The organism is Paenibacillus shenyangensis, assembly GCF_000346635.1.
Taxonomy (GTDB): Bacteria; Bacillota; Bacilli; order Paenibacillales; family Paenibacillaceae; genus Saccharibacillus; species Saccharibacillus dauci.
The window spans coordinates 122,042-141,221 of the sequence record NZ_AOIG01000019.1 but is presented as its reverse complement, the minus strand read 5'-3'; the positions used below and the strand labels follow the sequence as shown (position 1 = coordinate 141,221).

Here is a 19,180-nt window from a genome sequence, read left to right as displayed (position 1 = left end):
TTACATGCTATTTTTTCTATCTTATAATGAATGTACGAAATGGCACGTTATCTGAAGGAGGAACAAGCATGAGAATTGGAATCCCCAAAGAGATCAAAAACAATGAGAATCGTGTAGCCATTACACCGGCAGGTGTGACGACACTGACTGCAGCAGGACACGAAGTATATGTAGAGACCCTAGCAGGTAAAGGAAGCGGGTTTACCGATTCCGTCTATGAGCAGGCAGGAGCAACGATTATCCAGCAGCCAGCCGAAGTCTGGTCGACAGCCGAGATGATTCTCAAAGTAAAAGAGCCATTACCATCGGAATATGGATATTTTCGGGAAGGGCTGATCCTGTTCACGTATCTGCATCTGGCAGCCGCACCCGAACTGGCAGCAGCATTGATTGAGAAAAAAGTGATCGGGATTGCTTACGAGACCGTAGAGGTGAATCGGACCCTTCCGCTACTGACTCCGATGAGCGAAGTAGCCGGCCGGATGGCGGTGCAAATTGGCGCGCAATTCCTGGAACGCCCTCATGGGGGGAAAGGGATTCTGCTCAGCGGTGTTCCCGGTGTCAAAAAGGGAAAAGTTACAATTATTGGCGGCGGTGTAGTCGGCGCCAATGCAGCCCGAGTAGCCATCGGGATGGGTGCGGAAGTAACCATGATCGATCTGAGTGCAGACCGTCTGCGTCAATTGGAGGAAATCTTTGGTCATTCGATTCAGACCCTCATGTCCAATCCTTACAATATTGCCGAAGCGGTATCCAGTTCGGATCTGGTGATTGGGGCCGTACTGATTCCGGGAGCCAAAGCGCCCAAGCTGGTAACCGAAGAAATGGTTAAACAAATGGAAGCGCATTCAGTTATTGTCGATGTAGCGGTTGATCAGGGCGGCATTGTGGAGACTGTAGATCGGATTACGACTCACAACGAACCAACCTATGAAAAGCATGGTGTACTGCATTATGCGGTCGCCAATATGCCAGGTGCTGTACCGAGAACATCTACGATGGCACTGACCAATGCGACGATGCCGTATGTCATGCAGATTGCCAATCGGGGACTTCGTGAAGCGTTGTTGAATAATCCGGCACTCAAGCTGGGCGTGAATACGGCTGCCGGAGCTATGACCTATGATGCTGTAGCGCGGGATCTGGGTTATGAATATGTAGCAGTGGATGAAGCACTGAAAAAGACCTTTACTGCAACAAGCTAAGCATTCGATATATCCATATGGACATCGTAGCAAACATCAGAATGGTGACAACGTCTAAAAATAAACCGTGTTAAATAGCACAAAGCCAGTATCATGAACAACATCTGGCCCTGTACCTGGCCCCACAATGTACTTATGGATACGCAGTACAAACCTACAGCTCCGAGCATCTATTCTCTCGTGCATAATTTGGCATAAGAGAGTAAGCTGCCGGAGCTGTCTTTGTGTTTTCCCGAATACCAGGAGTGATATTTTGTTTTTCTTAAATAAACATACAATCGATTAAGGATAATCCGTACGTCAGAGGTATTTAAAAAAGCAAAATGAAAAGAAAACGTTTATATGTTAATCACATGTAATATAAGCAATTAACGAAAAAATTAATGTTAGTTTATGTAACTTAAAATAAATACATATATTGTAGATCACACCTATATAAAACTATATAATCCTACATTTTTGAAAACGTTTAATAATGAAAATATTCGAATGATCAAGAAAAAAACTTAAAAAACGAATGAATACTACATATTAAACTTAAATAATTCGTCTTTATAAATCATTATTTCATAATATATTCCAAAATATGATTAATGATTTCATAATTTCTGATTGCTCGATATATACAATCTATGTATACTTTAAATTAGTTATCGTACCATATTATGTTAAATAAAATAACATTAAAGGGGGATTTAACAGTATGAAAGGAAGATGGAGTGGTATAGCAGCTGCAGTTCTAGTCGTAGGTTTGCTGGCAGGGTGCGGAAATGGTGGAAGTGCAACGACGGCTGGTACATCATCCGGAGGCAGCAGTAGCTCTGGTGGCAAAGTCATCAAGATTGCAACGCAATCTCCATTATCGGGAGGCAGCTCGATTCAAGGGGAAGCGATCCGATTGGGAGCTCAAATGTCGATGGAAGATCACAAGGAAGACTTTAGCAAACTGGGTTATTCGCTGGAGCTGGTTCCATACGACGATCAGGGTGATCCCAAGAAAGGTGTAGCCAATGCCGAGCAGATTGGTGCCGATCAGGCAGTGCTGGGCGTAATCGGCCATCTGAACTCCGGTGTATCCATTCCATCTTCGGTTGTATATGAAAAGTATAATATTCCGATGATCTCCCCCGCGAGTACAGCAACCGAATTTACGGATCGCAAGCTGAAAGTAGCCAACCGTGTCGTTGCACGGGATGACTTCCAGGGGCCGGCGGCGGCAGAGTACGCAGTGAAGACCGTTGGTGCGAAGAAAATATTTGTTATTCAGGATAAAACGGCATATGGCCAAGGGTTGGCAGAGGCATTCCGCGACAAGGCCCAGGAGCTGGGAGCGACCATTGCCGGCTATGAAGGAATTACGGTAGGGGAAAAAGACTTTAACGGCGTACTGAATATCGCGGCAACCCAGAACCCCGACTTTATTTTCTTCGGTGGTCTGTACGCAGAAGGCGGCCTGATTATCAAGCAAGCTCGGGATAAAGGAATTACCGCTCCGATCATGGGTGGAGATGCACTGGATTCTTCGGGACTGGTGGAGATTGCCGGTGCCGATGTCAAAGGCTCGCTGTACAGCTCGGTAGCTGGTGAAATTGCCAAAATGGAAGGCGGCTCCGATTGGGCAGCCCGTTACCAAAAGGAATTCAGCAAAGCGCCGGAAGGATATTCCGCCTACGCTTATGATTCCATGACCATCATGCTGGATGCGATCAAAAAGACACTGGACAGCAGCGGTGGTGAGATGCCATCCCGCGAGACCGTTCGCGATGCAGTGCGGGCAACCAAGGATTTCAAAGGGATTGCTACCGAGGTCAGCTTTGATGATAAAGGGGATAACTCGTTTGCCAAAGTGTATATTTACGAGTTCGCCGGTGATACATATCCGGGCAAACTGGTATCCGAAGTCAGTCAATAATTGCAGCACAAATTGCAGCATATGAACATGCGGCCAAGAGGTATGTGCAGATTGACGGCATACCTGTTGGCTCTTGTTTTATAGCGATGGAAAGGGGTGCGCTCATGTTCGCAAGTATTTTGCAAACACTGCCACAGGTACTGATCGATGGACTGGCGCTGGGGGCTATTTACGCGGTCGTAGCGCTCGGTTATACGATGGTATACGGCATTCTGGAACTAATTAACTTTGCACATGGAGAGATTTTTATGACCGGGGCCTTTGCCGGTACATCGGTGCTGCTGCTGTTCCAGTCGTTTGGCTGGCTGGGGAATCTGCCCGCCTGGGTCTCGTATGTACTGATTATTTTTATCGCGATGATGGTCACCGGGGCACTTGGCGTGGGGATAGAGCGCGTCGCCTACCGGCCGCTGCGCAAGGCACCCAAATTGATCTCGCTGATCTCGGCTTTTGGCGTATCCTTTGTCTTGCAGGATCTGGTTCGCTTTATTGCCGAATTGAAAACCGGTAATTATATCATCAGCGTACCGCAGCTGTTCGATGGACGCTTCACACTGGGTTTCTCGTCCATGACTGCGATGTTTGGCAATGCCACGGTCAAGACGAATACGATCTTTATTTTTATCGTAGCCATTGTACTGATGATCGGGCTGGATATATTCGTTAACCGGACCAAATGGGGCGGTGCGATGCGGGCAGTGGCACAGGATCGGGAGACGGCTTCGCTAATGTCGATCAATGTAAACAAGGTGATCCTACTAACCTTTTTTATCGGTTCGGCGCTCGGTGGATCGACCGGTGTGTTGTTTGCGCAGCAGTACGGCACAATCGATCCGTATATCGGCTTTATTCTGGGGCTCAAAGCCTTTACAGCAGCAGTGCTGGGCGGTATCGGTAATATCCGCGGCGCAATGTTCGGTGGTGTCGTGATCGGCGTGCTGGAAATGTTCGCTTCCGCGAACCTGGGCATTATGACTGGCGGCAATTTTGGCGCGGAGTACAAGGATGTATTTGCCTTTGCGATTCTGATCATTGTATTGATCTTCAAACCAGAGGGCTTGTTTGGCAGAGCCGTCAAAGAGAAAGTGTAGGTGGCCTCAATGAGCAAATTGGACAATATGCGCATTACCCTGCGGGAAAACAAGCTGGCGCAGATCGTGCTGCTGGTGCTCTTTACACTCGTCACGGCAGCAGCAGTATATCTGATGGAGCGCTCGGTCACAGCATTTTTGCTGCTGCTGGCTTCTCTGCTGCTGCTCTACTATACGTCCTTTACCAATGGAATCAAATGGATCATTGCCCTGGTCCTGCTGCTGGTCGTTATTCCTTTCGCTTCCTCCGGCGGTACATCATATGACTCCTATATGGAAGTGGCGACCCAGTGCGGAATCTATGTGGCGATGGCATTGGGATTGAATATTGTGGTCGGCTTTGCCGGTCTGCTGGATATGGGATTTGTCGCCTTTTTTGCAGTCGGTGCGTATACGTACGGTATCTTTGCTACGGATCAGGCAAATAATTTTATATCGGGCGATTTGTTTCCACTCTCCGGCGGCACGTTCTGGATCTTTATTCTGATTGGCGGATTTATGGCTGGCATCTTCGGGATTCTGCTTGGTCTGCCCGTGCTGCGGGTCAAAGGGGATTATCTAGCTATCGTGACGCTGGGATTTGGAGAGATTATCCGCATTATTTTCAATAACTTAGAGAAGCCGGTCAATATTACGAATGGTGCAATGGGACTGTCTTCGATCCAGCCGCCGGATCTGTTCGGCTTTGATTTTACCTTTCCGCATCAATATTATTTTATCGTTATTGCGATTTTGCTGGTTGTGATCTTTGCTGTAAGGCGGCTGGAGCATTCCCGGTTGGGGCGCTCCTGGAAAGCAGTCCGGGAAAATGAGATTGCTGCCCAGTCGATGGGGATTCCACTCATTCGCACCAAGCTGATTGCGTTCGCGATCGGAGCTTCCTTTTCCGGGATGATGGGTGTAGTGTTCGCTGCCAAGCAGACTTTTATCGATCCGACGAGCTTCACGCTGATCGAATCGACGACGATTCTCGTTATGGTCGTACTTGGCGGGATGGGTAGTGTGCCGGGTGTTATTCTCGGCGCCAGTCTGGTAACGATACTCAATCTGCAGGTGCTGACCGAATTGACCAATTGGCTGAATCAACTTTCGATGCAGGGGGTTATTGAGGTACCCAATGCGCTGTCACCGTCCAAAATGCAGCGGTTTATTTTCGGTATGATTCTGATCCTGGTCGCGATCTTCCGTCCCAATGGTCTGATCGCCGCCAAAAATCGCAAAATTCCCAAGGAGGTGGTGACAGGTGGTCCACATCAACATCACAAAGTACCTGCGACTCCCATCAGCGCCAAAGCGAATCCCGAATAAAATGCTATGGAGGGCAGCCTGTGATCATCTGACGGCTGCTCTGTTGAATCGGTATACACCTGTACAAATGGCTCCGATAACCGGAGATAACAGGGAGCCGGACATATACACCGGGCCAAGCCAATCCCGCCTATGAGGAGGAGACAGTCATGAGTATTCTAAAAGTAAACCGGCTCACCAAGCGCTTCGGCGGACTGACTGCGGTTAGCGGTGTGGATTTTGCATTTCCAAAGGGACAAATCTCTGCCGTTATCGGTCCGAATGGAGCGGGCAAAACGACCTTTTTTAATATGATTACCGGTATTTATGTGCCGGATGAGGGACAGATTGAGCTGGACGGGGAATCGATTGTCAATGTGAAACCCGACCGGATTACCGGCAAAGGCATCGCCCGTACTTTTCAAAATATCCGTCTGTTCGGTAGTATGACTGTGCTGGAGAATGTGCAGGTAGGTATGCATATTCATCTGAAAACAGGTGTGGTCGGTACACTGCTCAATCTGCCCAGAGTACGGCATGAAGAACATACCTCGCAGCAGGAAGCGTATCGTCTGCTAGAGTATGTCGGGCTGGAGGAATGGTACAATGCCGAAGCGAGCAGTCTGTCGTACGGAGCGCAGCGCCGGCTGGAGATCGCCCGTGCTCTGGCTGCCCGGCCCAAGGTGCTACTGCTCGACGAGCCGGCTGCTGGGATGAATCCAAGGGAAACGGTAGACCTGACCTCGCTGATTCGCCGTATTCAGGAGGAGCTGAATATCTCCATTATTCTGATCGAGCATGATATGAAGCTCGTGATGGAGCTGTCGCATCATATTCTGGTGCTGGATCATGGCGTCAAAATCGCCGAGGGCGATCCACAGGATATCCGTTCCAATCCCAAGGTAATCGAAGCTTATCTGGGTAAAAGTGCTGTCGAGGAAGGAGTGGTAGTCGAATGAGTCTGCTGCAGCTCAAACAGGTGGAGGCATATTATGGTGCGATTCAGGCACTGCGCGGTGTGACGATTGATGTGAATGAAAGCGAAATCGTGACGCTGATCGGCTCCAATGGAGCAGGTAAATCGACCACGCTCAAGTCGATCTGCGGTCAGGTGAAGATCCGTGGAGAAGTGTGGTTTAACGGCAAAAATATATCTGACCAACCACCGCATGTTACCGCGCAGAGTGGTATCGCCCATGTCCCGGAGGGACGGCGCATTTTCCCCCGACTGACGGTGAAGGAGAATCTGGAAATGGGTGCATTCTCGGTTAAAAGCAAAAGCCTGATCCGGGAACGTATCGAGAAGTCTTTTGCCTATTTCCCGAGGCTCAAGGAACGTTATCATCAGGTAGGAGGTACGATGAGCGGCGGCGAACAGCAGATGCTGGCAATCGCCCGCGGTCTGATGATGGGTCCGCGTATTATTTTGCTGGATGAACCGTCGATGGGGCTGGCACCGGTCATTGTGGATCAGATTTTCGAGATTATCCAGGAATTGAATGAGTCGGGGATGACCATCCTGCTGGTGGAGCAGAATGCCTATCAGGCACTGCAGATTGCTCACCGGGGGTATGTGATCCAGACAGGAGAGATCATTCTGCAGGATAATGCAGCAGAGCTGCTCAAGAATGATCAGGTCAAGGAAGCGTATCTGGCGTAGGAGTATGACATAACAAAGTCTGAAATATCATCAGTCTGTTCCACCTAGTCTATATCGAAGATATGTATTTCGTTATCCTGAGCAGGCGATAGATTTATTGATAGACTTACTGAAATCAAAAAACCAGCATCGGGATGAGCCCATGCTGGTTTTTTGGATGAAGCCTGTTTATTTTAGTTGCTGCAGCGCTGCATTTAGTTCCTGTAGAACAGTGATCTTGTCCTGTACAGCAGCGGCTTGCGGTAGAGCATTTTTGTGATCCAGAGCGGTCTGCAAACCGGTCGTATCCTGTCCGGCAGCTGGTTGTGCCAGCACGCTCTGAGCCTGAATTGCAGCTTGATTCAACCAGGTATCCAGATTGGGTACATCCACGTACACATTTTTTTGGATAGTGGTATCACCGAGACGGAGAGAAACGGTCACTTTATACGGTGCAGTATACGGACTGCCGTTATACTGGAGCAGTTGCAGACCTTTGCCCGTATCCGCAGTGGAGAGATAGACATCATTGGTGACCGAAAACTCGTTATCTGTATCCGCATCGATAGCAGACAGCAGTTCTACAGAGGAGACGGTTCTGGTGATACCATCAGCTGGCTGCTTATCTGCCAGGGTAATTTCCTGATTCAGCTTCGTATCATATGGCAGCACGATATCATCGGGAATAAGATCGGCTTCCTGTTCCAGCTTAGCTTGATCCGAATCAGCAGTTGGAATCGGCAGATACTTGGAGACTGGTGCTGCATTCAAGAGCAGATTACGATCCGTAAAGCTCAGCTGTCCATCAGCTATATTCATGTCAAATACGTGCCAGTACGGCTCGTTGCCGTCACCTGCAGGTATCAGGTACGTCTTGATTGGCGTCGGAGACTGACCATCATAGACTTCAACACGGGCAGACGAATGACGCAGAGTAGCCGTACTGCCTGAATGTAATTGACTGATATTGTCTACATAAAATGTATATGTGCCTGGTGTACGTTTGCGGATCGTTAGAGCTTCTGGGCCATAACCCTGTATAGCATCGTAATTCAGTTCAGCATACACTTCACCATTGTAGATATATTGTTGTTCAGATGAATCCGTTTGAAATCCGAATCCGTCCGGAGTGGGTCCGAGCAGATGCACATCTTCATCTTGCGGGAACTCATCCCAGGTCAGTATAATGTGAACCTGGTCTTTATCCGCCTGCTGGATGATAACTCCATTTTCGGTATCATTCAGGATGCCTGTTAATGAGACGCCAGTCATGTAAGATGTAAGGAATCCATCCTTTTGCATCTCTCCGGTATATATACCAGGTGGAAGCTGAACGGTATAGTTGCCATCCATGCCGGTGGTTACTGTTGCTTCTACCGGTCCGGTCATTACGCCTACGCCTCGACGGAACATTATTTTTACTCCATTCACCGGCTCACCTTGAGTGTCGGTAATTACGCCGATAAAACCACTGATTTGTACACTGCCCTGGAATGTACGCGTAAGACGGGAAAAGTCTGCTACAGGGGCTATTTTGACCTGTAGTACTTTGCCATTATAATGCAGTAGCTTAAGTGGATCGAAGTGCACAGTACGCGTCACGCTGTCATAGCTGATCGAGCGCAAGTTGATAGGCACACCGTCCAATGTAGCTGTAATATTCATATCACTGAGGAACAGCACATCGCCTGCCTGAGGAGGCAGAACGGCCTGACCATTCTTGACATCCAGATGCTGGATCTGCGGCGGAGCCGTGACATCTGTGTTCGGAGTTGGCTTCGTCTCGTTTACAGGCGTTGTGGTCTCATTATGATTGGATTCTTTTTTCTTGGTATTGGTGGGGGTCGACGGAAGTCCTACCGTATTGCCGCCTACGCGGGCAGTAATGCCATTATCTATACTCGTCTGCATCACTCGCGGCGTAATTGTGACTCCTTCAGCACGAATATAAGCATTCTCGACCGTACCATTGCCGCCGATTGTTGCCGGGGCATTCAAGGTAGCGGATTGAATAGATGAGCTACTGGTCGTATCCACCCGGTTGCCTGTCGTACCGGAAGCGACAGCCAGACTATCGATCGAACCTGATACCAGCTGTACGTCAAGTGATGAAGCGGCAATATCGACTGCATCGAACCGTCCATTCATGGTCACTCTGGCACCGGTCGGCAGTAGTGAAGACATAACGACATTGTTAAATCCGCTGGCACCAGCGTTCGTTTTCTCTTCCAGAATGGCACCGGATTGAAGAACAGTCTGCTGAATCACAGTTGAACCACTGGTTTCTACGCGAACATCGCCATCTTTTTTGTTGATGACCATAGTAGCCAGATTGGAATCTTTGACATGGATACTGTGGCTGCCGCCGCCATTGACGGTAGTTGTTCCTTTGACCGTCACATGATCGAGCAGTGCATCTCCTTCGCCAATTCCCTGGCCAAGCAACAGATCACCGTTGATAACCATATTGCGCAGTGTGCTGCCAGCGGCATTGAGCTGTACATTGCCGGATATCTGCTGTTGTCCAGATGCCGGTCCGTAGACTCCAGCTGTATTATAGACTGTCGCTGCAGCACCGGTAGACTGAAGTGAACGATTCAGTACGGTGACGGCTTCGGCACGAGTCGTTGTGTCTTTGGGACGGAATCCTTTTTCATCGCCATTCATCAGTCCGTTATCGATCACGGCACCGATCGAGCCTTTGCTCCAGGAAGGGCTGTTGGCTGTATCTTTCATTCGACTGGCCGAGCCGGATGATTTTAATTTTTTGATAGAGGTCAGAATAACCGCCAGCTCCTGACGGGTAACTTGCTGCTCCGGATGGAAGGTGGAATCTTTGTATCCTTCCATATAGCCTTGCGCTTTGGCAATAGCAATATCGTTATAGTACCAATCGGATGGCTGTACATCGCGATAATGAATGGGTACGGATGAAGTGAATCCAAATGATTTGTTGATCAGTGCAGCCAGCTGCGAACGGGTTACACTCTGATCCGGCTGTAGACTGCCATCCTGGAAGCCGCTAATATAGCCTTTGTTTTGCCAATCGATAAGAACATTTTTGGCCCAGTGATGCTGGATATCAGTCGTATTGACTGACTGTGCGCTGACCGGATCAGCTCCTGTGAGTCCGGCAGTCGGCAGCAGAATGGCTGTGCTCAGCAGCAGGATGGCCCACGGCCGAATTTTCGTCGTTAACATTCCTTAAGTTCCCCCAATAAACCATAAATTTAAGCTTTATACCTAATCTTAAAATAGTCTTAAAAACCTAATTTTATCTCTTTTCTTTACAAAAATAGGCATATTGATCCATATTACTACAACTTTATTCTTTTGGGAAATGAATTTTCCTGTAATGGAATTGTATGGATAGGAAATAAGGCGGCTATTAATTCAAGGAACGCCAAAAAGCAGGCTCCGATCCATGACCGGAGCCTGCTATTATTTATGGATCTTATAATGATCAAAAGAATTGCTGGTTAATAAAGAACTAACCGTCAGCTTGTTTGTTACGTCTGCTGCACATCCAGTACAGCCTGATGGATCAGATCGTACAGATCTTCAAGGTATTGCTCTTCAATACAGGAGAAAGCAACCCGCAGATCGTGATCACCCAGAGCAATTGTGCCGACTTCGTACTGGCTCAGCAAGCGCTGACGTACATCTTCCGCCGATATATTTTTGAGCTTCAGGCACATAAAGTAGCCAGAGTTAAATGGATAGTATTCCCATACATCGCCGTATTTGCCGCTGTCGAGCAGCTGTTTGACTTTGTTGGCACGGCCTTTCATTACCTGGAATTTCTCGGCTTTTTGCGCTTCGAATTCCGGGGAACGCAGGGCGTTCAGGACAAAGGTCTGTGACGGATGTGCTCCGCTGGAGATCGTTGCACGGATAATACCGAGCGTCTTTTGTTCCAGAGCGGTCAATGCCACATCCGAAGAGGCACCGTACGTAATAAATCCGACGCGGAAGCCCCATACATATTCTTCTTTGGTAGCGCCGTCGATCTTGATCGGCAGAATACGTGGGTGCAGATTGTTCAATTCGCCGAACAGCGATTCCTGTATGGAATCTTCGAAGAATAATCCAAAGTAAGCATCATCCGTTACAACGACTACATTAATGCCCGCCAATGCTGCTTCATTGATAGCTGCTACGATCCGGTGACCGTCCTCGACGCTTGGTGTGTATCCGGTCGGATTATTCGGGAAGTTCAGGACCACAATTGCTTTACCACGGTCTTTTTGTTCCAGCAAAGCATCGCGCAGACCATCGCTGTTAAAGTTCATATCTTCGGTGAACAATGGATAATTGACGATCTGTGCGCCGCGGCGAATACCGAAGGTCAGCTCGTAATTTTCCCAGTTCTTGTCCGGATAGATGATCGCGTCACCCTCATCGGCAAATAGATCCGCCACGATGCTCAGACCATGGGTCAGTGCATTGGTTACGATCGGATTGCCGAATTTTTTGTCTGCCAGAGATGGATTATCCTTGATCATTTTCTCGCGCCATGCGCTGCGCAGCTCGGGTTTACCGGCCGGTGGGGCATACGGATACAGATCTTTCGGCTGAAAAGCGGATAGGGAATCCTGAATGACCTTCAGATGCATCGGTCCACCATTTTCGGTAGCGATACCGATTGTGGCATTATATTTTTTGGCCTGGCTGGAAGCTTCTGCCGATTGGCTCAATATGCCTTCTTTGGGGAAATACATTTCTTTGCCGAGCCGGGACAGCATATCATAAATATAGGGACTGTCCTCTTTCAGGTTCTCATTCAATTGTCCTGCCAGTGGGTTCATCTTGTTCATCCTTCCGGGTCTGTTTAGAAGATATCAACCAGGCGAATCTGCTGCATATTCCGTCTGATTTCGCTGCCTCATAGTATATCATTGTTCTCACAAATGTGTCACGGTGTGGCGGCAATTTAGATGTGAGAATAGTATGAAGAATATCTTGTATAGATCAGATAGGAATACTAACGTATGCCGACCAGATAAACAGATAGTGTATAGTGTGGTAAATAAGCTTGTATTTTATAGAGAGATGGTGAATTTATGCGCAACCAGTCGATCAAAGTAGTATGTATATCCGGTAGCCTGCGCGAACAGTCATCCAATTCCCGGCTGCTATCTTCCATTATGAGTCTGATGCCTTCTGGAACAGAGTGTATTGAATACCATGAGCTCTCGGAATTGCCGCATTTCAATCCCGATCTGGACCAGGATCATATTGCACCTCATGCGGCTATACAGCATTGGCGGGATTTGCTGGGATCGGCAGATGCAGTATTGATCTGTACTCCTGAATATGCCGGGGGGATTCCCGGTTCTCTCAAAAATGCATTGGACTGGATTGTTTCTTCGGGAGAACTGGTCAATAAGCCGACAGCAGCAATCAGTGCTTCTCCGCATCCACAGGGCGGATCGGTTGCGCTGGAATCACTAAAAGGAACACTTCTCATGATGAATGCCCTTATTACTGACAAGACCACACTGTCCATACCATTTATCAGCAAAAAGTTTGGAGCAGAGGGTCGCCTGAGCGATGCGGATACATTGTCCGCTCTGAATGAATTGATTATTGCCTTGCTTCCTGGTACAAAGCCATAACAATAAATAGCATAAATATAGATTGAAAAGCAGCTTTCTTGTTCAGGAAGCTGCTTTTTTGTATAACAGATTCCAACTGGAGAGTATCATTTATCGCAGAATAACAAAGGTGAACCCGCCGGAATAGGTACTATAGATCCTGATCATCTTCTGAATCGTTGCCCGTACCGCCTGCTGACTGATGATACGGGCAGTACTTCTCCATCATCTCCAGAGTGGATAGATCATCAGCGGAACCCCGCTGCTGCAAACCGCTGATAATCTGCTCGCGTTCCTGGCCCCGGACATTCTGACCGAATTTGAATTTGGCAGTCCATTCGTCAGGGATAATCTTGATCAGCGCGACTCCCTTGAGACGGGGAATGTAACGCGGGTCTTCGGTAGTAATAGGATCATAGCCGCCCTCCGGCTGCAGCTTCTGCATAAAGATACCGAGTGCCATCGCCTTTTCCTCAAGATCCGTCACGACTTCGGCATGTCCCCTTACCGTTACACTTTTGAAAAAGGCGGTAGCCGGACAAGCCATCTCCTCATCGGTAAAGTAGGAAGGGATCAGTGCATATTCACGCGCTGCTGAAAAGGTGACTTTGTTATCCTCTCTGAGCAGCTTCATTTTCTCGCCGGCACGGCTGCCATGCATATAAAAGACTCCATTACCGTAGGCAAAATTAAGCGGAATCACCCGCGGCCATCCATCCTCGCCAGCCAGTCCGAGAAATCCAAAACTGACTTCACCCAGGAATTGTTCCAGTTCCTGCTGTTCTTCCACTGTAAATTCTTTTCTTCTCATAAGTAAATTCTCTCCCTTATCTCTGTTAGATGATTGACGTGCCAAGGTAATCAGCTTATGCTGAAAATTGACAGGCGAAAAGAGCCAATATAGACACAATCCTATGGTCCAATTTTAGTGGTTTAACGTATAAAAGTAACGATGTGAAAGCAATCCATGTCTGCGGAAGATTGCATACGTCATCGTGTACAGAATAAATACATATGCTGTCTGCCAGCATATAGGCAGGAGCAGCAGGAAAGGGAGGAACCCTCCAGGATGGATATCACCATCGCGTATCAGCGGGCTCTGCAGCAGTATCCACACAAATACATAGCGTTGTATCATGCCCTGCGCGAGAGTATTCTAAACGGATCGCTGCAGCCGGGAACAAGATTACCCTCAACACGTGAACTGGCAGCGAGTTATGGTATATCCCGGGGCAGCGCAGCCGGGGCTTACGATCTGCTGCTGGCAGAAGGCTATACCGAATCAGCAGTAGGCAGAGGAACGTATGTGGCCCGGCAGCTCATCAGTCTGCCTGCCGTACAGGATGATACGACAAAACAACATGACGAGCAGCGTGCTGCTTACGTACTTTCCGCTGATCCGATCTCCGGAACACGCACATTATCCCGCTGGGGAGAGCGTCTATTGGAACTGGAACGTCGGCAGGCTGCCGAATCAGCAGCGGTTGATCATCCGGTTAGCCTACCCGCTACAGAGGAGCCGCGGCTCGCACCACTGCTTTCCTTTGCTCCCCGTGAGATTCTATTGGAAGGTCGCTCACTGACCGATTGGAGAAGCGCGATGACCGGAGCTGCGAGAGACCTGCAGCAGCCTGTTGGCAGCCATGAGCAGCAAGAGGAAGCAGGAGGCGATCTGCAGCTGCGGGAAGCGATCTGCAGTCATCTGGGACGTACGCGCGGTATCGCTGCTCAGCCGGAGCAGATCGTATTATGCAGCGGATCGATGGAAGCGATCGTGCTGCTCTGTCAGCTGCTGATTAATGAAGGAGAGCCTGTCATTCTGGAAGATCCGTGTTACACCGGAATCTACCGGGCGATCACTGCCTGCGGCGGACAGGTGTGCCCGGCACCGCTGGACCGGCAGGGGATTATTCCACAGGAATGGGAGTCTCGTCTGTTGTTCGTTACGCCAGGCCGCCAGTTCCCGACAGGTGTCGTGCTGCCACTGTCCAGACGACAGCAGCTGCTCCGGTGGGCGCATCGCCGCAATGCCTGGGTGATCGAGGATGATTATGATAGCGAGTTTCGCTGGGAAGGCCGTCCGATCGAGCCGCTCAAAGCGCTGGATCGGGCAGACAGCGTCATCTATGTCGGTTCCTTTTCCAAAAGTATGTTCTCCAGTCTGCGACTTGGTTATGCGATTATGCCGCCGGGGCTGGCACAGGCGCTGATGGCAGCCAAGCGGCTGTATGATCCGCTGCCTTCATCCCGGCTCGAGCAGCGTGCATTGGCACGTTTCATTATGCGGGGAGATTACATGCGTCATCTGCGCCGGATGACCCGATTATATAAAGTACGTCATACCACGTTCCGTGAACAGATGGAGCTTCGGCTGAAAGGAGTATTCTCTTGGATGCCGGTCGGATCGGGACTGCATGTATATGGAGTCTGGCAGTACGACCAGGATTCGTATGAAGAATTTCGGCGCATTGCCTCGGCCTGCGGAGTTAGCTGGCGGGATGCAGCGGATTACCGGCTCACAGAAGGACCGCCTGCTGGCTGCTTCAGCTTTGCCCATCTGGAGGAAGAACAGATTATAGAAGGAATCCGTCGCCTGCAGCATGCCTGGAATACGCAGCAATCCACAAAATTTCATTAATTAGGTAACCTACCATTGACGAATGCGAACTTTTTGCGCAATATAATCGCATAGCCGTTTAATGTGATATAGCGGTATAGTGGAGAGCCGATAGAGACCTAGATAGAGGAATTGGAGAAGGAGGAATATCATGCTTGAATTATCGCCTGCTTCATTTATATTGAAGCCCGCCTTTGCCAAAATTTTCTGTGAACCGGAGTGGCGCTGGCCCAAACGGGAAAAGCCCATGCCCAATTATGATCTGTTCTATGTATGGAGTGGTGAAGGGGAATTGATCCTGAACGGAGAGCCGTATGCGATCAGTAAAGGAAGCTGCTTTGTATTCCGTCCGGGAGACGAGACAACCGCTACCCATAATCCGCAAAAGCCTCTGGTACTGACCTATATTCATTTTGACGTGAACGAGCCGGTCAGCCGTATCCCTGCACGTTACCGGGTGCTGGACGAGACGATTGACTTTGAATATATGCTGGTCCGGTATGTCCGGCTGCTGCTGGAGCGGGCTTTTGCTGCTGAAGAGGAAGCGCGTCTGATTCTAAAACAGCTGATGATCCATTTGCTGCGCGATGAGCAGCACAAGCCGGCCCCTCGCAAAGTGAGCAATCAGCTGAACGAGACGATCCAGGAAGTAGCCAATTATATTCGCCAGCATCCAAGTCTTGCGCATCGTGTGGAAGATCTGGCTTCACGGGCAGGATTGTCGCCACGTTATTTCTCTATCAAGTTCAAGGAATTGATGGGCGTATCTGTGCAATCGTATATCATACGGATGCGAATCGAACGGGCCGAGCATCTGCTCGTCTATACGGGGATGAATGTGACCGAGGTAGCAGACGCGCTGGGTTATCGCGACATTTTCTTTTTCAGTCGTCAATTCAAGCAGTATACCGGTAAAAGTCCTTCCGAGATTCGCTGACAGGAACGGTTTTCTATGGTAAGCGGCAAAGTTGCTCCGGGATGGCAAACTGCTTTACAATAAATGGAGGATGACGGTAAACACCCCGATCCGTTGTTTGTTTCAACCGAAAACACGCGGGGTAAATACTGCTCATGCATATTGTAAGCGTGAGGTAAACTTCTGTAAGCGGTTGTGCCGTACAGTAGAGTGCCGCCATGCCATAAGAGAGGGGGCCTTCAGAATGCGTTTGAGAAGACGGGGGCGTAACAACAGTTCATCCAAGATCAGCAGCAAAGTCTTCCGTAATCGTCTGCGTCGATTCGAGACTGCAGCACAACGGGCAGCAGAAGCCTGGTTCTAATCCAACTTATACTTAAGCAGGATGTATTTATATATAGGACACCCGAACAGAGAAGCAGCCCCGCCGAAGATTGTCATCGGAGGGGCTGCTTTTTATATCACTTAAGAATAATCCAGACCGGAGTCAGGCGGCCATAAAAGCCATGACCTGCCTAAGATGGATCGATCAGACGACGGTAGGGACGGGTCGCTTCCATATCCATCAGCGTTCCCAGTTTCTCGCCCATTTTGACGCGGCTACCGATATGCAGCATCTCATCAGGGGTAAATGTCCCCTGTTGGATCAGCAGCACAATCGTCGAACCGAATTCGAAATAAGCCAGTTCGTCACCCTTGTTCCACGATGTGCGAGTCTCGTCAGCATAGCGAATACTGCTGACATTGAGCGCGCCTACCTTGACGACTGCTACTTCTCCATAATGATGCTTCATGTAAGTAATCTGGCGTTCATTACGACTTAGTACAGCACGCATATTCAGCATGCTTTTGTCGTTAACCGGATATACTTTGCCCGGAATATGATCCCGTTCGGTCTGCTTGCCGGTGACCGGGGCATGAATCCGGTGATAATCGGTCGGGCTTAAATACAGAACGAACATATATCCATCACGATAAGTCTCCATCCGCGGAGAGTGATTCAGCAGCTCTTCCAGGCTGTAATCCTGGCCTTTGACCTGAGGAATCAGTCCGTCTTGCAGTGGGCCCATAGCAGTGATCAGCGCATCGACCGGACTGGTCAGCGACATCGGGTCCGCATCAATCGGACGTGCACCCGGACGCAGCCGACGGGTAAAGAATTCATTTAATGTATGATAATCGTTGACGCTTTTCTCGGCGTCTTCTGCCGGAATGCGGTAAGCCTGAATAAATTTCGGGATTAACGCGCGGCTGGCCCGTGATTTAGCAAAGCTGCCTGTCAGCCGGGATACCCACTTGCGTGAGGATAGCTCGGTCATCAGGCGGAACAGTGAATTGGCCATGATAATAATATACCCCTTTCCAGATAAAGGAAAAATAATGCGATCATTTGTTTGCTTCGTTATATTGACACAGATATAATTGAAAATCAATGTTTACAAGCCCAAACATGGTAAGATACAGGTAGGAGTGCAGACCATTTATGCCTTAGATCAGGAATCCCCTGTTTGAAGCATTATAAAATATATAAACAAGAGATCATTGTATACTTTTTGGCTGCAAATGTCACTCATCAGGTTAGTGTCATATCACGCGTAAAGGAGGAATAACGATGACTACATTCGGTTTAATCCGTCATGGCAGCACCATATGGAACAAAGAGGGCCGGGCACAGGGAAGTTCGGATATTCCACTTAATGAAGATGGCTGGAATCAGGCACGTCAGCTCGGACGACGCATAGCCGGAGAATCATGGGACCGCATCTATGCCAGTGATCTGATTCGTGCACGTCAGACGGCGCAGGCCATCGCTGAAGCTTCGCAGCTGCCCGTCAGCTATGATCCGCGTCTGCGGGAGCTTGATGGCGGCCAGATTGAAGGTACCACACAGGCAGAACGGATCGAGCGCTGGGGAGAACAATGGAAGCAGAAGGATCTGGGGCTGGAAACGCCCGAGTCAGGTGCAGCGCGTGGCATCAGCTGTCTGCAGGAACTGGGGCAAAAGTATCCCGGCGAGCGCATATTGATCGTCAGCCATGGTGTGCTGCTCAATCATGTGCTGAACGCCATCCTCAAGGAAGAATCCAAATGGCATACATTGGAAAATATGTCGATCACCGTTGTACGCTGTGACGAGCAAAATGCCTGGGACTGCGAATTGTACAATTGTGTCCGCCATCTGCTACCATATGAAGCAGAACAGCAGCAATAAACCATATCCAAGGTGGTCAGGCTGCAGGGGAGATGAAGACAGTGCAATTGAAATGGCTGGAGTGGGCCAAGCAGATTCAGGCGATCAGTCAGGCAGGGCTCGAATATTCCAGGGATGTCTATGATCTGGAGCGATTTGAGCAGCTGCGAGAGCTGAGTGTAGAAATTATGCAGCAGTACACGGAAGTTGAGATTGAGCTGATTCGTGAATTATTTGCAGGAGAGACCGGTTATGCAACGCCCAAAGTGGATATTCGTGCGGTCGTTTTTCAGAATGATCGTATTCTGATGGTTCGCGAGAAGCTGGACGGGGCATGGGCTTTACCGGGAGGATGGGCAGATATCGGACTGTCGCCCAAAGAGATTGCTGTCAAAGAAGTCAAAGAAGAATCCGGCTACGATGTTCGTGCCGGCCGTCTACTGGGCGTGGTGGACAAGAAGTTCCATCCGCACCCGCCTTCACCATGGCATGTATACAAATTCTTTATTGAATGCGAGCTGATCGGCGGCACGGCGGCGACAGATACGACCGAGACGATGGAAGTAGGCTTTTTCGCCGAGAATGAGCTGCCGCCGCTGTCGGTAGAACGCAATACAGAGCAGCAGATCCGGACGGCTTTTCAATACCTGCATCATCCGGATCTGCCGGTGTTTTGCGATTGATACCGACTTATTTGTCTATTGTATAAAAGGAATACAGCTGTC

15 protein-coding genes are annotated in these 19,180 nt (G+C 49.2%); 11 read left to right on the top strand and 4 right to left on the bottom strand.

Going from position 1 to position 19,180, the window contains the following annotated elements:
• The first annotated feature begins 68 nt into the window (after positions 1-68).
• The 6 genes from ald to H065_RS0116415 all read left to right on the top strand — a co-directional run bounded on the left by ald (position 69) and on the right by H065_RS0116415 (position 7,155).
• Positions 69-1,205, top strand: coding sequence for an alanine dehydrogenase (ald, locus tag H065_RS0116440; RefSeq protein ID WP_017814182.1), 1,137 nt, complete (start codon positions 69-71; stop codon positions 1,203-1,205).
• A 703-nt stretch (positions 1,206-1,908) separates the two neighbouring features.
• Positions 1,909-3,117 carry a branched-chain amino acid ABC transporter substrate-binding protein gene (locus H065_RS0116435; protein ID WP_017814181.1) on the top strand — a complete coding sequence of 403 codons (1,209 nt, stop codon included), beginning with the start codon at positions 1,909-1,911 and terminating at the stop codon, positions 3,115-3,117.
• 104 nt (positions 3,118-3,221) lie between these two features.
• Entirely contained in the window at positions 3,222-4,208 is a 987-nt protein-coding gene (locus H065_RS0116430; RefSeq protein ID WP_017814180.1) for a branched-chain amino acid ABC transporter permease, read from the top strand.
• Between the two features lie 9 nt (positions 4,209-4,217).
• Positions 4,218-5,516, top strand: coding sequence for a branched-chain amino acid ABC transporter permease (locus tag H065_RS0116425; RefSeq protein WP_017814179.1), 1,299 nt, complete (start codon positions 4,218-4,220; stop codon positions 5,514-5,516).
• 149 nt (positions 5,517-5,665) lie between these two features.
• Complete coding sequence (locus tag H065_RS0116420) at positions 5,666-6,454, top strand: ABC transporter ATP-binding protein (protein ID WP_017814178.1); 789 nt, start codon at positions 5,666-5,668, stop codon at positions 6,452-6,454.
• Entirely contained in the window at positions 6,451-7,155 is a 705-nt protein-coding gene (locus H065_RS0116415; RefSeq protein WP_017814177.1) for an ABC transporter ATP-binding protein, read from the top strand. The genes H065_RS0116420 and H065_RS0116415 overlap by 4 nt, the downstream gene beginning before the upstream one ends.
• Positions 7,156-7,323: 168 nt before the next feature.
• On the opposite strand, the gene H065_RS26130 is transcribed toward H065_RS0116415, so the two are convergent.
• Both H065_RS26130 and H065_RS0116405 read right to left on the bottom strand, forming a co-directional pair.
• Positions 7,324-10,335 carry an S-layer homology domain-containing protein gene (locus H065_RS26130; protein WP_017814176.1) on the bottom strand — a complete coding sequence of 1,004 codons (3,012 nt, stop codon included), beginning with the start codon at positions 10,333-10,335 and terminating at the stop codon, positions 7,324-7,326.
• Positions 10,336-10,643: 308 nt separating this feature from the next.
• Positions 10,644-11,942: an aminotransferase class I/II-fold pyridoxal phosphate-dependent enzyme gene (locus H065_RS0116405; RefSeq protein ID WP_017814175.1), complete on the bottom strand. Its 1,299-nt coding sequence runs from the start codon at positions 11,940-11,942 to the stop codon at positions 10,644-10,646.
• A 255-nt stretch (positions 11,943-12,197) separates the two neighbouring features.
• On the opposite strand from H065_RS0116405, the gene H065_RS0116400 reads away from it, so the two are divergent.
• On the top strand, positions 12,198-12,752 hold the full coding sequence (locus H065_RS0116400) for an NADPH-dependent FMN reductase (protein WP_017814174.1): 555 nt from the start codon (positions 12,198-12,200) through the stop codon (positions 12,750-12,752).
• A 130-nt stretch (positions 12,753-12,882) separates the two neighbouring features.
• Here the strand turns inward: H065_RS0116400 and H065_RS26125 are convergent, their stop codons facing one another.
• Complete coding sequence (locus tag H065_RS26125; protein ID WP_017814173.1) at positions 12,883-13,542, bottom strand: pyridoxamine 5'-phosphate oxidase family protein; 660 nt, start codon at positions 13,540-13,542, stop codon at positions 12,883-12,885.
• A gap of 258 nt (positions 13,543-13,800) precedes the next feature.
• On the opposite strand from H065_RS26125, the gene pdxR reads away from it, so the two are divergent.
• On the top strand, positions 13,801-15,369 hold the full coding sequence (gene pdxR / locus H065_RS0116390; RefSeq protein WP_017814172.1) for a MocR-like pyridoxine biosynthesis transcription factor PdxR: 1,569 nt from the start codon (positions 13,801-13,803) through the stop codon (positions 15,367-15,369).
• A gap of 130 nt (positions 15,370-15,499) precedes the next feature.
• Complete coding sequence (locus H065_RS0116385) at positions 15,500-16,285, top strand: helix-turn-helix domain-containing protein (protein WP_017814171.1); 786 nt, start codon at positions 15,500-15,502, stop codon at positions 16,283-16,285.
• A gap of 494 nt (positions 16,286-16,779) precedes the next feature.
• Here H065_RS0116385 and asd read toward each other — a convergent pair whose 3' ends face one another.
• Positions 16,780-17,607 (bottom strand): archaetidylserine decarboxylase, encoded by an 828-nt coding sequence (asd, locus tag H065_RS0116375; RefSeq protein WP_017814169.1) that lies wholly within the window; start codon positions 17,605-17,607, stop codon positions 16,780-16,782.
• A 269-nt stretch (positions 17,608-17,876) separates the two neighbouring features.
• Here asd and H065_RS0116370 point away from each other — a divergent pair, with 269 nt between their 5' ends.
• Both H065_RS0116370 and H065_RS0116365 read left to right on the top strand, forming a co-directional pair.
• Complete coding sequence (locus H065_RS0116370; RefSeq protein ID WP_017814168.1) at positions 17,877-18,476, top strand: histidine phosphatase family protein; 600 nt, start codon at positions 17,877-17,879, stop codon at positions 18,474-18,476.
• 41 nt (positions 18,477-18,517) lie between these two features.
• The gene (locus H065_RS0116365) at positions 18,518-19,138 is read left to right on the top strand and encodes an NUDIX hydrolase (RefSeq protein WP_017814167.1); all 621 of its coding nucleotides are present in this window, start codon (positions 18,518-18,520) and stop codon (positions 19,136-19,138) included.
• Positions 19,139-19,180: the final 42 nt, after the last annotated feature.